The following is a 15,634-nucleotide window of genomic DNA, read 5'->3' as shown; positions in this document are numbered from 1 at the left end:
CACCTAACGTATCCGTCTCCAAGAGATCCTTTCAATACCCCCAATCCGAAAACCGCCAGTAGTTCCAGCATTCCCACCAACATCTATGTATGGAGCAATAATTTTTCTTCCCGCAATAATTACATCGGAAAAACCGATAATAGCCTCGTCAACTTTTTTAGATCCACCAATGATCGACTCTCCAGCAAATCTAGGATCACCCAATGCTACTAATTCCATAATCCAGCCTGAGGCACCGGCAACACAAGGATCATCCGAAGGGATCAAAGTTGGGAAAATCAAGCGGTCATTAATCAGCAGGGGTTTACTAATTACTCTCTCTCCACTTATTGAAGAACCAGTAGAATTAAAATCCAAATACCATCCACTTTTTGTCGGCCACCAACTAGTGTCCCCATCGTTGGTAACGCTCCTAGAATTACCAGTTTCAACTATACTTTTTTGCATCAAATCAGAACGGTCGGTGCCTGACAAAACCACCCCTTTATCCACTATTCCATAAAAGCTATGAATAATGCTTCCAGCGGTTTGATCTGTTTGGCTTACATATTTCCCTGTACCAAAGTAAACCATAATCGCCCCGTCTACTTCCGCATTAGAACCAAGTACCGGGGTAGAAGTAATTGGTTGAACCTTTCCATTTGGGTCCCTCGCAGTAAATAAGGGAGCATTACCTGAAAAAGCTAACTGCCATTTGCTGCCGGAAATGTCGAACTTCCACATATTACCCATCAAGTCCCCAGCATAAGCAGCATGCACCACTCTATTTGAGTCAATCAGTAATGAGGGACCGGCCAATCCATTATCCGTATTAGTATTTGTGGCAATTACCTGGATATCAGCTGGGTCAGCTAAATCAATCACCAGCAACTTAGCTTTATCATTGGCTGAATTATAACCATTACCAAATATAACTTTCCAACCATCCTCTGTAGGGGCAATTATTGGTCGCCCAAGAATATTGCCAATATCAGGATTAGAACCATCAATTTCAAATAGTATGTCAGGATTCTCAGGATCAGTAATATCTAAGGCAAATAATCCTTTAGCCCCTGCGCCATAAGTTCCAACGAGAACATTCATCCACTTTGGGCTACCGCTTTTATTCTTGGCAAAGTAGGCATCACTGACAAACAAAGGACCATCAACAAGATATTGATGCGGGTTATCCTCAGTACCATAATCCAGCGCTGCAACATTCTTTAATTTTGAATATATAGCACTGGGGACATATGCAAACTTTTCTGATCCATCAGATGAGTCAAAGGCATGCAGCATGCCATCATTCGAACTTACATAGAGAATTTCACTGCGGTTATTTTTTCGACCTTCAAGGTAGTCCTGATAGCTATTCCCCCCAAGATTGTCTGGAAGTGTTTTAAATTTTTGATCTTTATTACTCGCCAATACAGGGCTTGCATTTACAACATCCCCTAGTAAAACAGCCCTGTCACGTAGACCATCGACGTCTTCACCACGCACCCAGTTCAATCTTTGCTTTGCCAAATCTTCATCGTCAGTACCAATTAAGGCCGTCTTCTGGCTACTGGTTAAATTTGACCAAGAAAAATTAACCGTATCAGAACCATCAAAAGTTATGATATCTCGATTATTCGTTGGAATTTTTCCCGCTGTTGAGGTACTCCAAAGAGTCGTATCAGAAAGTGTTCCATCACTCTCCAGCCTAATAGATTTTATTTCGCCACTCCAATCACCCGAGTTGAAAATAGCTTGAAAGATTGCACTGTCTGTGCTCAGCCTCGTTGAATTGGCTGCAACAGATGAAGAGGAAGCCTCTCTCTCATTTATTCTGGTAAGTAGATCGGAAAGCTGAGATGCAAATACAGTCGCATTTGCTGCATTGTAAAACCCCCCCCTACTGTTAACCCCAGCGTGGAGTAAATCATCTAGCTTCGCCGCATCACTATTATTAGGGTTTGGCCAGGAAATTGCCGCACCAGATTCAATAGCATTAAAAGCGGTATCAGAGTCAACACTACCTGTCACTCCTAAACCTACACCAAAGGTTACCATATGTTGCCAGTCTGCCGGATCAGCGTCCCCACTATCGACTTTATTATCGAGACTGCCATGTAAATCATTTTCCCAGTAGTACCTGGCTATATCTGCAAGAGTATTCGAACGAGAATCCTGAAATGGATTTCCATCATTACCATCTACATTACCAAAGCTAGATATACTGCTGTAATCATTACCATAACCATCTGTCATCAAAATGGTATAGCTCGCCCTACACGCAACTTGAGCACTGGAGTCATTAGTTCCAGGTTCCCCTGCCCAAGGACCATTCCTATCCGTTCGACTGTAATAGTCACCAACTCGCTTTAAGGCACTTAAGAGTGGAGTACCTGCCTGAGGAATATCTACACCGTAAAGATTTTCAAAAAAATCTTCACGATCATCTCCAGAAAAAGCGCGTACACCACTAATAATGGTACCCGTACTAACCTGATCTACATTGCTGGTTCCTTTATTTAGGGTTCCAAAACCCACTCTGAGACCTTCTGTTTGAGAAGAAAATGCCTTACCAATTCCAGCACGGGAAAGTAATACCCGGGAACGGTAATATGAATACCAATTAGCAAAATTCTGGATCTCCTCCTCATAACTACAAGAAGTAGTCGATAGTTTACAATCCGTTCGATCTTCGCTACGAGGGAAAGTCAGACCGGATCGAATCTCTTTACGGCTATAGCTTGACGAATCAAAAAGACTACCATTACCGCTATATTGGAAGTAAGTAGCCGGATAAAAATACAAATAGCCATTGCCACAAGCATCACTTTTATGGGAGTTCTTATTCGCAGAATCCCATAGCCAGCATTTTGCACGCTGATAATTATCAACTGTTAGATTTCTCCAACCTTTTGAAGTATTTGCTGGGTTATGGTAAGCCGCCTCTGGATTTGCCGCCGGCCAAAGAGAACCATCCTCCTTCGACCATGGTTCGTAGCGTATTTCTGGATTATAATATGTCTTATTATTATGAGCAGAACGGAAATAAGCCGCCCACTTATTATCATCTTCAAACCTTGGTATCGCCTGATCACCATTAGCCCAGTAATCACAACTTGATGTATCCCCATCTGCATATGGACAGGGTACAAATTTTACAGAGGAACTATTTGTTTCCGTATTTGGAAAAACATAGACGACCCGATCCAGCTTATTAAAGTAATTAGCCACTTCAGAGGGAGTAATCTCGAACTGCATTGAACCTGAGTCATCAAGAACAAACATAATATTCGGATCAGTACCCTGCTTTAAAAATAAAGGCTGTTGGGATAGCGTTAGGGACGCAGCACTATGGGCAATTCCAAGCGTTAGTGATGCGGCAATTACTGCAGAGAAATTTTTAATTTTTCTAGATATAAATGACATAGCTACTTTTCTCATCACCACTCAATCTTTCATAGTAGATTGCAAAATCACAACCGTATTTTCAGTACCGCCGACACCTCTACTGGTTATTCGGTAATAATTGGGAGGGACACCTTTATCCACAGACTCAAGATCAATAGCACCACCAGTTTCACCTGTATTACTTGCTTCAGTCGTCACCTTTTCCACAATATAAATTGGCTGGCTAGCTATATTTTCTAGATCAAGGTCAGCCTTTACCGACACACCAGACCAGCTAAAATCCAGCCAGAATCCACTATTTTTCGAACCATCTAACTCCTCACCATATCCAACAGTATCGCCATCAAAAATTGTACTAATAGGTTTATTAAGCTCGGTTATTAGATTTTCTTCAGCGACTCGAAGAGCAGACTCTGCGGCCTGAAACGCCAATTGACGATCCCGCATATTGCCTGCCATAAGCTCCTGCATACCACTCCCACGGATAGCCGCAAGGCCAATAAATGTCATTAGCAATAACATGACCAAGCCAACTAACAAAGTGGCTCCTCGCTCCTGCTTGAAAGTACTGATTTCTTTATACATAGGAGACCTTATTATAATTAGGGCACACGGCTTCTTATTGTTACAACACTGGTAAACACCTGCCGAAGACGACGATCCCCTGGGTTATTAATAACTTTACCGTCAAAAGTGTATGGCTGGGCTTCTTGTAAAACACTGTCTTCAATACTAGCCACTAGTAAATCTAAGCGAACAGTTGAAACTTTCTTCCAGTCAAGAATAGAACCGATTTTTTCTGCCGTTTGATAGGCATCAATAACATCATCATCATTGATATCCAAACCATAAGTGATCTGCATATCTTCAACACCTTCGAGCAACTCTTGTTGCTCTCCATTTACTGCCCTAAATAAGCTAGGGCGCCCGGAAGTTCCATTGGCAATATAGTAAAAAGTTGATTCCAAATTAATTACTTGAGCATCTTTTCCAAAAGAATTATGTCCGTCAGTAGTCTCAGCGCCCCAAACTGCTACTTTGTTACCTGGCTCAAAAGAGGCAATATCCGAATGTTGTATTCCAATAGTTTCACTGGAGCTGGCACCAACAAAACCGGTTGCCTGAAAAACTCTCACATAGCTACAACTTGATACTACAACGATATCACCTTCACAAAATCCACTATATTTATCTTTACCTTCATCACACTCTCCACTTTCCACCCCAGTATTCTCTACAAATATCTGGGTCGGATTACTCATATCCGCTACTCCAACGCCACTACCAAAGGCACTGCGAATTAAAATCGCATCAGTGCCTGCCAGTGCGCCATTTGGAAACCCAGCGACATCCTTGGAAGAATCCTCACCTTCTACTGCAACATCATATCGATAACTAATCAAGTCGCTGTTATTAAGGAAATTTTTCATATCTCCGCTACCTGAATGACGCGAAGGGTTTGCACATCCAACATAGCCAGCCATTCGAATATCTTCACTTAAAAACTCTATCGCCAAACGCCCAGTTTCCTGAACTCGCGACATTGCATTTTGCGTACTAAAGGTTAGGTTACTCGATAGAAATAGTTGGGTGACACCAGCTAGAAGCACTAGACCTACGGTAATTGATACCATAAGTTCTACCAGGGAGATCCCCGATTGTTCACGCATATACATCCCTCTAAATTCTCGTCATATACTGGAAGTTACTTTTATCCGCATTACCATCTGATCCGGTGGCATCATGTTCAGCCCATTGGATGACCACAGTACAAACATTATTTGTATCACATGAAATACCACCAGAGCCTTCTGGTAATAGCTCATTAAGTGCTTGTCGCCATTCGATCAGGTCAGATTGTGCCTGATTACCACTAGCCATTGGAGGAGCATCATTAATACCTAAATTATAATCAGCCAATCTGCCACGGCTCGCTCTCATTCGATCTAATAAATCGTAAGCAAGAATATTTGCTTGAGATCGCATGTAGGCACTATGATTGTACTGAAGTGCCCTGCTCTGTAGTGCGGCCAAACCAAGTAAAGATGTTGATAAGATCAATACGGTTACCATCACTTCAATTAAACCAACACCATACTGTGCATTAAATTTTTTCATATTATTCACAGCTTGTTTTAGATATTGAAATAACACCGGAGCTAGCGAGCACAATATTTTTTGCGCTATCTCCTGTACAGCCAGTTGTTTTTACACTGATATTCGTCTGGACAAACCGACCTAGTGTACCCATACCCGTAAACCGCACAAACTTTGTTGCCGCATTTTGTGTAACACCAATAACAGCTTCCTCACCCTTAAAATCCCAACTGCGCAAAACACTATCAACAACAGGGTCAACAGCCTTTTCTGTCAAGGCTCCATCAACAAAAACTATCCAGCCATCAGACCATTTATTTTCTCCTGCACAACTAGAGCCATTACTACTTGCACAAATTGATACATTAGTACCGCGTTTTACCGCCTCACTACGAGAATAATGAAGCGCATTAATAAAATCATCGGCTAATGCAAATGACCTGTAATTATTAATCATATCTGTAAAGCTTGGGATAGCGACCGAGATTACAATTGCTAATACTGTCATAGCTACCAACAACTCAATTAAAGTAAAGCCGCTTTGAGTCTGCTTTTCCCCATGAGTACTTATAAATCGCTTACGATGCATTATTTCCTCAATTTACTCATAACTTACGTTCACTCATCCGCCAAGCATCTAGCAGTTAAAAGTCACCCAACGGTATAGTTAACAATTTAGCATCCTCACTTTCTTATCTCTATTAGCGACCGACAAGCGGCTTTTTCTGGGGGCTTAATGGTCTTCATAAGGAGAACTACTTCAAGGAGTAGAGATATGTATGAAGAATAAACAAGGGTTCACATTGCTTGAATTACTGATAGTTCTCACTGTATTGACGGTACTGGTGATGATCGCAACACCAAGCTTTATTTCAATGATTCAAGAGACACGCCTAAAAGCAGTAACCGAAGAACTGTTTAATGCTGTTCAATTGACTCGTACAAATGCTATTACCCACAATCAAAGAGTAACCATGAGAAACTTCGGAAGTTGGGAATTAGGCTGGGAGATTTTTCTGGATCCTGATAATGACGGTTTACGCAGTAACGATGAACACTTAATTCTCAAAAAAGAAGCCCTGAAGGAAGTGCAAATAGCACCTAACTCGCCAGTAAAGGACTATATTTCTTTTATAAGCTCAGGTGAAAGCCGGAAAACAGGCTCGCCATTGGGGGCGTTCCAAGCTGGAACACTACATGTCTGCGCTCAGGAAGTTCAGGCCGCACAGGCTCTAATCCTATCAAGAAGTGGGCGAATGCGGATTGAAAAGGCAGATATCGGCAACTGCCCCTAAAAAGGAAGTTACAATTATCAACATTTAGAAAGGCGCTAGCGCAGCTCCTTGGGCAAAGAGAAGCGAATATTCTCCTCACGCCCATCCATCTCTTCTGGCACTGTGGCACCAAGCCGTTGCAATTTGCCAATCACCTCTTGCACCAGTACCTCTGGAGCCGAGGCACCGGCGGTGATGCCAATGGATTTTTTGCCTGTGAGCCAATCGGCATCAATATCAACAGCGCCGTCGATTAATTTGGCATCGGCACCACAGCGCTCGGCCAGTTCGCGCAGGCGGTTGGAGTTGGAGCTATTAGGGCTGCCCACAACCAACACCAGGTCGCTCTCCAGAGAAAGTTGGCGGACAGCATCCTGGCGGTTTTGGGTGGCGTAGCAGATATCATCCTTGCGCGGACCGCGGATGTTGGGAAAGCGCTGTCGCAAGGCATCGATTACCCGGGCAGTATCGTCCATGGATAAGGTGGTCTGGGTAACATATGCGAGATTATTCTCGTCATTCACCTTTAGCTTGGCCACATCCTCCTCGTCTTCGACCAAGTAGATAGCACCACCAGCAGTGCCATCATACTGACCCATAGTGCCCTCTACTTCCGGGTGTCCGGCGTGGCCGATTAGTATGCACTCGGCGCCATCACTGCTGAATTTGCTGACTTCGATATGCACCTTGGTAACCAGTGGACAGGTGGCATCGAATACACGCAGGTTGCGATCTTCTGCTTCCCTTTGCACAGCTTTGGATACACCGTGGGCACTGAAAATAACGATAACATCATCGGGCACTTCCGACAGCTCGTCCACAAACACGGCACCGCGTTCGCGCAGGCTTTCCACCACAAACTTATTATGTACCACCTCGTGACGTACATAGATGGGCGCACCAAAGACATCTAAGGCACGGTTAACAATATCAATCGCGCGGTCGACGCCGGCACAGAAGCCACGGGGATTAGCCAGTCGGATTTGCATTTTTACTTCAGCACTCTTTCGATAATCTATTCAACGGGTGAAAAATTGCCCTTATTGAATCGAATCCACTGCGATAATTTTTACGTGGAAGCTCAGTGTCTGCCCTGCCAGGGGGTGGTTGAAGTCAACGGTTACTTCATCTTCCTCAATCTCGCGAACTACACCGGGTAATTCACCACTTCCATTATCAAAGGAAACTACCAAGCCAGGTTCCAGCTCAATATCCGGAGCGAAGCTGTCGCGGCGCACCTTTTGCATATTGGCCGGATTACGCTGACCGAAGCCCAGCTCAGGGGGGATTTCGATTTCCGCCTCATCGCCAGCTTTGAGACCGAAGAGGGCTTTTTCAAAGCCTGGCAGCAGGCTGCCATCCCCCACACTAAAAGAGGCGGGATCACCTTTGAAAGTGGAATCCACTTCGGTACCGTCATCCAGCTTAAGGCTGAAATGCAGAGTTACGCGGCTGTGCTCGCCGATAACGCTATTACTCATGGTTCGTTAAACTTCCGCGTTATTTTTTGTCTTGTCGCCGTCTTTTTCTGCAAAGAAAAGCAACTCTATAACCAGCATGGCCGCGCCGATACTGATACCCATATCCGCCACATTAAACACTGGGAAATGCCAACTGCCGTAGTACACGGAAATAAAGTCCCGCACATATCCCAGCAGAATGCGATCCCACAGATTACCGAGAGCACCACCCAAAATCAGGGCCAGGGCACAGGGCTCCCAGCGCTTTAGCGCTGGCAAACGCCACAACCAGATAATCACAACAATGCTAAACACCATTGCGATCACACCAAAAAACCAGCGCTGCCAACCACCCGCATCAGACAGGAAGCTGAAAGCTGCACCGTAGTTTTCCGCATAGGTGAACTGCAGAAAGCCCGGAATAATTTGCACCGATGGGCCGTACATAAATTCGCCCACAGCCCAGACTTTAGTGGCAACATCCAGAACCACCACAGCCAGTGCCAGCCAATACCAGCGCCAGGGGTGGCCGAATAGCAGATTAGTCTTAGGCATAGCGCCTTACCTCGCCGTCACCAGCCACATTCTCTACACAGCGGCCGCAAATATCTGGGTAATCACTGTTTTCACCCACATCTGCACGATAGTGCCAGCAACGCTCACATTTGGGGTGATCCACTTTGCTCACACCAATTTTAAGACCTTCAAGCTCGGTGCTTTCAGCACCCGCCGCATCGCTGAGAGGCTGCACTGAAGTGGAAGAGCAAATCAATACAAAACGCAGTTCATTCTCCAACTCGAGCAATTTCTCGCGCAGATCATCATTGGCATACAGAGTAACTGCCGCCTGCAGAGACCCACCAATTGCTCCAGCAGCGCGCTGCTCCTCCAATACCTTGTTTACCGCCGTTTTCACTTCGGCCATTACAGCCCAATAGTCCGCACCTTTATCAGCTTCGGCTGACAGTTTGGGCAGCGGATACCACTCTTCGATAAACACGCTATCGGCATTATTACCAGGAATAAACTGCCACAACTCTTCCGCAGTGAAGCTGAGGATTGGGGCAATCCAGCGCACAAATGCCTGCACAATATGGTAGAGCGCGCTCTGTGCAGAGCGACGCGCGACACTATCTTCCTTGGTGGTGTACTGGCGGTCCTTGATGATATCCAGGTAGAAACCACCCATTTCAACCACGCAGAAGTTATGCAGCTTCTGGTAAATCTGGTGGAACTGGTAATTATCGTAGGCTGCCAGGATCTCATCCTGCAGGTGTGCAGCTTTATCCAGCGCCCAGCGATCTAGTGCCAGCAACTCTTCCTCCGGCAACAGGTCTTTTTGCGGATCGAAACCGGCTAGGTTAGATAGGAAGAAACGCGCGGTATTGCGCAGGCGGCGATAAGAATCGGCGGTGCGTTTAAGGATTTCGTCGGAAACGGCCATTTCACCACTGAAGTCGGTGGCCGATACCCACAGGCGCAGTACATCTGCACCCAACTTATTAATTACATCCAGGGGAGCAACGGTATTGCCAATAGACTTCGACATTTTGCGCCCCTGCGCATCCACGGTGAAACCGTGGGTTAGTACCTGTCTATAAGGCGCGCAACCATTAATGGCGATAGAAGTCTTCAGGGAAGATTGGAACCAGCCGCGATGCTGGTCGGACCCTTCCAGATATAGATCGGCGGGGAAGCGCAGCCCTTCGCGGCGCTCCAACACCGCGTAATGGGTCACACCTGAGTCGAACCAGACATCAAGGGTGTCGGTAACTTTCTCGTAATGTTCCGCCTCATCACCCAGAAGATCCCGAGCATCCAGATCAAACCAGACATCCATACCCTTTTCGTCAACCAGGGCCGCCACTTTATCCATCAACGCAGGAGATTCCGGATGCAGCTCGTGGGTCTCTTTGTTCACGAACAAAGCGATAGGCACCCCCCAGGTGCGCTGGCGGGAAATACACCAGTCCGGGCTGCCATTGAGCATGGAGTCGATTCGTGCCTTACCCCAGCCGGGGATCCACAATACGTCATCGGCGGCTTTTTGCGCCTGATCCAGCAGGTCATTTTGGCGCATGCTGATAAACCACTGAGGAGTCGCACGGTAGATCAGCGGTGTCTTTGTTCGCCAGCAATGCGGGTAGCTGTGCTCCAGCTTGCCCTTATGCAGCAGCACACCGCGTTCCTCAAGTAATGCAACAATCTTGTCGTCCACTTTGTAGACATGCTCGCCAGCAAATAGCGGCACGCTGTCGCGATAAACACCATTATTATCAATGTAATTGAGGGTCTCGATACCGTAACGTTTGCCTACCTGGAAATCGTCCGGACCGTGGTCTGGGGCTGTATGTACACAGCCGGTTCCAGCATCAGTGGTGACATGATCGCCCAGGACAATGGGCAGCAACTTGTCGTAGAAGGGGTGATGCACTTTCAAGTGCTCCAGGGCCGCGCCGCGAATGCGACCCACAATTTCCCCTTCGAAGCCTGCACGGGCCAGTACCGCATCCTTTAAGGCTTCTGCGATCAACAGGCGGCGCTTGCCTGCCTGCACCACCACATATTCCAGTTCACCGTTTACGGAGACCGCCTGGCTCGAAGGCAAGGTCCAGGGTGTTGTAGTCCAGATCACCACCGACAGTGGGCCTTCTCCAGCGTGGCCACCAGAGGCATCGGCTATGGCCAAATCCGCCTCTTCACTCACCGGGTAGCAAACGTCAATGGAATAGGAGACTTTATCTTGATACTCCACTTCCGCTTCCGCCAGCGCGGAACCACCCACCACACTCCAGTAGACCGGTTTGAAACCGCGTGCAAGATGGCCATTTTTCACCACACGGCCGAGGGCGCGAATAATATCGCCCTCAAACTGGAAATCCATGGTGCGGTAGGGGTTGTCCCATTCGCCAAACACTCCCAGGCGTACAAAATCTTTCTTCTGCCCATCCACCTGCTTGGCGGCATATTCACGGCACTTCTGACGGAAAGTCTTATGGTCCACCTTGCTGCCAGCTTTGCCAATTTTCTTCTCTACGCGGTGCTCAATCGGCAGGCCGTGGCAGTCCCAGCCAGGTACGTAGGGAGCATCGAAACCACTCAGGGTTTTCGACTTGATAATGATGTCTTTGAGAATCTTGTTAACTGAGTGACCAATATGAATATCGCCATTCGCATAGGGAGGGCCGTCGTGCAGGATAAATTGCTCGCGCCCGGCACGCGCCTCGCGAATTTTTTCGTAGAGCTTGTTGTCCTGCCATTTTTTCAGAATTGCCGGCTCACGCTGCGGCAAATTGCCGCGCATGGGAAAATCGGTCTCAGGCAGATTCAGGGTCGCTTTATAATCAGTCATTGGGTGTCTACTTCAGCTCTAGTAGAAAAATAAATTAGGTCGTCTCAGTTTATTGGTGCGGTCTAGGATTTTGTTTAAACCACTGCCGGGCATTTTCAATATCTTCGGCGATACGAGCCTTGAGAATATCCAACGAGGCAAACTTCTCCTCGTTGCGCAACTTGTGGCAGAACTCCACGGCGAGCTCTCGCCCATAGAGATTGCCATTGAAATCAAACAGGTTCACCTCCAGCAGGGGGCGCGCGCCCTCGCCCTCTACAGTGGGGCGAAATCCCACATTGGCCACGCCATCTATGTCTTGGCGCCCCGCAGCAAGCTCAGAACCATCTGTGGCAGTAGTGCGTACCATATAAACGCCAACTAGCGGGGAGCGGTAGCGCTGCAGGCGCACATTGGCCGTGGGCGCACCCAGCTGACGACCGAGTGAACGCCCTGGCGCCACCCTGCCGGTAATCTTGTAGGGCCGCCCCAAGAGGGTTTCAGCCAGCTCAAAATCACCATTCTGCAGGGCTTCGCGAATACGGGTACTGCTGACCCTGGAGCCACGTATTTCCATAGTCGCGGTATCTTCCACGGTAAAGCCATGCTGGGCGCCCATCGTTTGCAGGAGGCTATAGTCTCCGCTGCGGTCGCAGCCAAAACGAAAATCATCGCCCACCACCAGATGGCGAATGCCCAGGCCATCAAACAGTATTCTCTGGATAAATGCCTCAGCACTGAGGCCGCGCAGGGTATCGTTAAACTGCAGGCACAAGACTCGCTCCACGCCCACATCGAACAGCGCCAGCACTTTTTCCTTAAAACGCATCAGCCTCGCGGGAGCCTGCTCGCCAGAGAAGAACTCGTGGGGCTGGGGTTCAAATATAATGGCTACCGAAGGAAGACCCTGCTCAAGCGCACGCTGTTGCAACTGGGCAATGATCGCCTGATGACCAAGATGTACGCCGTCGAACGAGCCGATCGTCGCCACGCATCCACGGTGGCGGGGGCGCAGGTTGTGCAACCCGCGAATTAGTTCGCGTTCCTGGGCCAAAACGATCTTCCCATCCTCATAAAATCGAGCCGCACAGTATAGCGGATTCCCACAGGGCGGCCAGTAGCGACTGGCCGATACAATTCATGCCATATTGGCGTCTATTCAAAGTTAACTGGTGGCGCGGAAGTGACGTGGGCGCAGGCCTGACACAAACAGGGTAAACAGGTAGGCCAAGCCCCCTGCGGCTACTATTACACTCATACGCCAGGCCCGTTCAAACCAGCCCCAGGCACTCCAACTTTCCCAGACGTGAAGGAGCCCCATCAGCACAGCGACCATCGCCAAATTCGCCGCTATCAACCGCAATAGGAATCGCCCCCAACCAGCCTCAGGCATGTAAACGTCATCCCGGCGCAAACCCTTGTACAGTAACCAGGCGTTGATTGCCGCCTGGCAGGCGGTAGCCAGCGCCAGTCCCATATGACCGAGTTTAAAATAATGATTCAGCGGGATAACAAACAGAAGGCTCAACACCATCTTGGCCGAAATTGCGATCAAGCCGAAACGCACCGGTGTATAAGTATCCTGACGGGCAAAATAGCCCGGCGCTAGCACTTTGATCAACATAAAAGCCAACAACCCCAAGGCGTAAGCTCGCAGGGACCAGGCCGCCATCTGCATATCTCTGGGCTGCATCTGGCCGTATTGGAATAGCGTGGTCAATAGCGGCTCAGCTAATACCACAAGGGCTACCGCCGCAGGCAGGGAGATAAGGGTAACGCTGCGCAGCGCCCAGTCGAGGGTATGGCGAAAGCGGCGCGGGTCTCCATCGCTGTGCAAACGAGACAAGCTCGGCAATATCACCGTTGCCACAGCCACACCAAACACCCCCAGCGGTAATTCGGTCAGGCGATCGGAAAAATACAACCAGGAGACACTGCCACTGGGCAGGAATGAAGCCAGCAGCGTATCCAATACCAAACTGATTTGAGTGACCGATACTCCAAAAATTGCCGGAGCCATCAGGCGCAGAATTTTGCGCACCCCCGGGTGGCTCCAATCCCACTTGGGCCTTGGCAATAACCCCTCGCGCGCCAGAAAAGGCAGCTGAAACAGCAATTGCACCACTCCGGCCAAAAGCACACCCCAAGCCAAGGCCAGTATCTCCGGATCGAACCAAGCCGTACCTATAGTTGCCGCACCAATCAACACCAGATTCAACATAATTGGCGTCAGTGCCGGGATCGCAAAGCGATCAAAGCTGTTCAGAATAGCGCCGGTGAAACCCGCCAGGGAGATCAACATCAGGTAGGGGAAGGTAATTTGCAGCATGCCGGTGGCGAGCTCAAACTTTTCCCTTTCGCTGCCATCCCACCACCAGCCAAATGCAAAGATCCCCGTCACCAGAGGCGCGCACAATACGCCAAATAAAGTAACCAACAACAAAACACCGCCGAGTGCTCCCGCGACGCGATCATTGAGCTCTCGTGCTGCAGCAATGCCCCCCTTTTGGCGGTACTCCGCCAACACCGGCACAAATGCTTGAGCAAAGGCGCCCTCAGCAAACAAGCGGCGGAAAAAGTTAGGGATTTTAAACGCCACGAAAAAAGCATCGGCGGCATCCCCAGCCCCGGCAAAGCGCGCCAGGGCCATATCCCTGGCCAGGCCAGCAACCCGGGACAACATCGTTGCGGCCCCCACCACCGAGCTGCCGCGCAGGAGTCTGGATGTACCGGTTTTTTCGACGGGCTGGTCTTGGGTGGGCGGCGACTGGGGCAACGCTGTGACTCCTGGATTTGGGCGATATCTGCTGGCCGGCAAGTCTACCGCAATTCCACAAAAGTCATTGAGGGATGGATATCTTTATGCTCCTACGACCTGGAGCCCACGAGCCTATACTAGCTGTGAATTAGTGACGCGTCCCACGGAATCGGTGGCGCGGGGAGAAGACAGGATGACCATTAACGCTTTGATTATTGCCCTGGCACTGGCGATTGTGCTTTACATTGCGATAATGCGTGGCCCCCGCCCCCAGCGTGTGCGTGTCCGCGTAGATTCGCCCCGCGACCGGCGCTACCACCGCCTGAAATAACAGGACACACCGGTTGCCATCTTTCGCCACAATTGCGCAGCGATTTGCCACCACTGCGCCACGCCAGTGCCTCCTTGGAGCTTTTTAATAGCACTCAAACGGGCCACACACAGCCCCACCGAGTAAAAGAAAGCCTCCAAGGAGAGTAAGCAATGAAAAAAACATTAATGGTTGCAGCCCTGACTTCCCTGATCGCCTCTGGTACCCAGGCGAATGAACTCAACGAATCGAAACTGACCCCGGCCAAGCAGGCCACGGTCTTTACCACGGCAGCCGTTGCCGGTGCCGCTGTAGGGGGCCCTGTCGGGTTTATCGCCGGCGCAATCGGTGGAGCCTGGCTCGGCGAACAGGTCAAGCAAGCAGAAGAGGCTGATATGCTGGCAACACAACTGACAGAGAGCCGTGCAGAGCTCAGCAACCTGGCACAGCAACTGGATGCGGCTCGACTGTCCGCGAATGATGCCAGCCAAGTGGCACTGGATTCATTACAGTTCCAGATGCTATTCACCACCGGGGAAGACGAACTCCAGACCGCCCAGCTTCAACAGCTGAATGCCATGGCAGACTTCCTGAAACGCCACCCCCACCTGCAGATTCAACTCGAGGGACACGCAGACCCACGGGGCAGCGATGGTTACAACAACGTGCTCTCTGACCAACGTGCCCTAAGTGTTGAACAGGCACTGATCTCTCTGGGTATTGACGCCTCCCGTATCAGCCGTCGCGCTATGGGCTCCACCTACTCAGAGGCCCCCAAGGGCGATGTCGACGCCTACGCCATGGAGCGCCGCGTAGATATCCGATTTTCCCTACCGGAATCCATGGCCGGACACTTCTAACAACTGCTAAACAGTCGCGATGGACTACAAATCCTCGCGGCTGCGCAAGGTGACTTCAAATCGCTATTGCGCCTGTGGACTGATTAAAAGTATGGCCACAAACTCTCCTCCGTGAAAAAAACCCTGTTGTGCTTGCGGGCCATTTGCGCCCGCCTTTTTG

At 49.1% G+C, this 15,634-nt stretch carries 14 protein-coding genes; 3 read left to right on the top strand and 11 right to left on the bottom strand.

The genetic code is table 11. The features are described 5' to 3' along the window. Nucleotides 1-3 precede the first annotated feature (3 nt). Genes ACJJJA_RS03965 through ACJJJA_RS03945 form a run of 5 tightly spaced genes read right to left on the bottom strand, consistent with a single transcriptional unit; the run spans nt 4 to nt 6,070 of the window. Nucleotides 4-3,417: a pilus assembly protein gene (locus ACJJJA_RS03965; RefSeq protein ID WP_444903778.1), complete on the bottom strand. Its 3,414-nt coding sequence runs from the start codon at nt 3,415-3,417 to the stop codon at nt 4-6. A gap of 6 nt (nt 3,418-3,423) precedes the next feature. After that, a complete protein-coding gene (locus ACJJJA_RS03960; protein WP_444899123.1) occupies nt 3,424-3,969 on the bottom strand; it encodes a pilus assembly PilX family protein in 546 nt (181 codons plus the stop codon). Between the two features lie 17 nt (nt 3,970-3,986). After that, nucleotides 3,987-5,054 carry a PilW family protein gene (locus tag ACJJJA_RS03955; RefSeq protein ID WP_444903777.1) on the bottom strand — a complete coding sequence of 356 codons (1,068 nt, stop codon included), beginning with the start codon at nt 5,052-5,054 and terminating at the stop codon, nt 3,987-3,989. Nucleotides 5,055-5,064: 10 nt separating this feature from the next. After that, the gene (pilV, locus tag ACJJJA_RS03950; protein WP_252084453.1) at nt 5,065-5,502 is read right to left on the bottom strand and encodes a type IV pilus modification protein PilV; all 438 of its coding nucleotides are present in this window, start codon (nt 5,500-5,502) and stop codon (nt 5,065-5,067) included. Nucleotide 5,503: 1 nt separating this feature from the next. Then, a complete protein-coding gene (locus ACJJJA_RS03945; protein WP_444903776.1) occupies nt 5,504-6,070 on the bottom strand; it encodes a GspH/FimT family pseudopilin in 567 nt (188 codons plus the stop codon). A gap of 190 nt (nt 6,071-6,260) precedes the next feature. On the opposite strand from ACJJJA_RS03945, the gene ACJJJA_RS03940 reads away from it, so the two are divergent. Then, entirely contained in the window at nt 6,261-6,776 is a 516-nt protein-coding gene (locus ACJJJA_RS03940) for a GspH/FimT family pseudopilin (RefSeq protein ID WP_444887974.1), read from the top strand. 35 nt (nt 6,777-6,811) lie between these two features. On the opposite strand, the gene ispH is transcribed toward ACJJJA_RS03940, so the two are convergent. From ispH to murJ, 6 genes are all read right to left on the bottom strand, one after another. Then, nucleotides 6,812-7,744 (bottom strand): 4-hydroxy-3-methylbut-2-enyl diphosphate reductase, encoded by a 933-nt coding sequence (gene ispH, locus ACJJJA_RS03935; protein ID WP_252084450.1) that lies wholly within the window; start codon nt 7,742-7,744, stop codon nt 6,812-6,814. A 51-nt stretch (nt 7,745-7,795) separates the two neighbouring features. Beyond that, on the bottom strand, nt 7,796-8,236 hold the full coding sequence (locus tag ACJJJA_RS03930; RefSeq protein ID WP_252084449.1) for an FKBP-type peptidyl-prolyl cis-trans isomerase: 441 nt from the start codon (nt 8,234-8,236) through the stop codon (nt 7,796-7,798). 6 nt (nt 8,237-8,242) lie between these two features. Further along, nucleotides 8,243-8,770, bottom strand: a complete 528-nt coding sequence (gene lspA / locus ACJJJA_RS03925) for a signal peptidase II (RefSeq protein ID WP_252084448.1) — start codon at nt 8,768-8,770, stop codon at nt 8,243-8,245. Beyond that, complete coding sequence (ileS, locus tag ACJJJA_RS03920) at nt 8,763-11,567, bottom strand: isoleucine--tRNA ligase (RefSeq protein WP_444903775.1); 2,805 nt, start codon at nt 11,565-11,567, stop codon at nt 8,763-8,765. The genes lspA and ileS overlap by 8 nt, the downstream gene beginning before the upstream one ends. A gap of 49 nt (nt 11,568-11,616) precedes the next feature. Then, complete coding sequence (gene ribF / locus ACJJJA_RS03915; protein WP_444903774.1) at nt 11,617-12,600, bottom strand: bifunctional riboflavin kinase/FAD synthetase; 984 nt, start codon at nt 12,598-12,600, stop codon at nt 11,617-11,619. 111 nt (nt 12,601-12,711) lie between these two features. Then, nucleotides 12,712-14,322, bottom strand: a complete 1,611-nt coding sequence (gene murJ, locus ACJJJA_RS03910) for a murein biosynthesis integral membrane protein MurJ (protein WP_444883707.1) — start codon at nt 14,320-14,322, stop codon at nt 12,712-12,714. Between the two features lie 4 nt (nt 14,323-14,326). On the opposite strand from murJ, the gene ACJJJA_RS03905 reads away from it, so the two are divergent. Both ACJJJA_RS03905 and ACJJJA_RS03900 read left to right on the top strand, forming a co-directional pair. Further along, nucleotides 14,327-14,635, top strand: a complete 309-nt coding sequence (locus ACJJJA_RS03905; protein ID WP_444887970.1) for a hypothetical protein — start codon at nt 14,327-14,329, stop codon at nt 14,633-14,635. A 152-nt stretch (nt 14,636-14,787) separates the two neighbouring features. Further along, on the top strand, nt 14,788-15,474 hold the full coding sequence (locus ACJJJA_RS03900; RefSeq protein ID WP_444903773.1) for an OmpA family protein: 687 nt from the start codon (nt 14,788-14,790) through the stop codon (nt 15,472-15,474). Nucleotides 15,475-15,634 lie beyond the last annotated feature (160 nt).

The organism is Microbulbifer mixtoriginis (SeqCode) (assembly GCF_052466865.1).
Note: the sequence above shows the minus strand (reverse complement) of the source record. Positions and strands in the feature narration are given on the sequence as shown.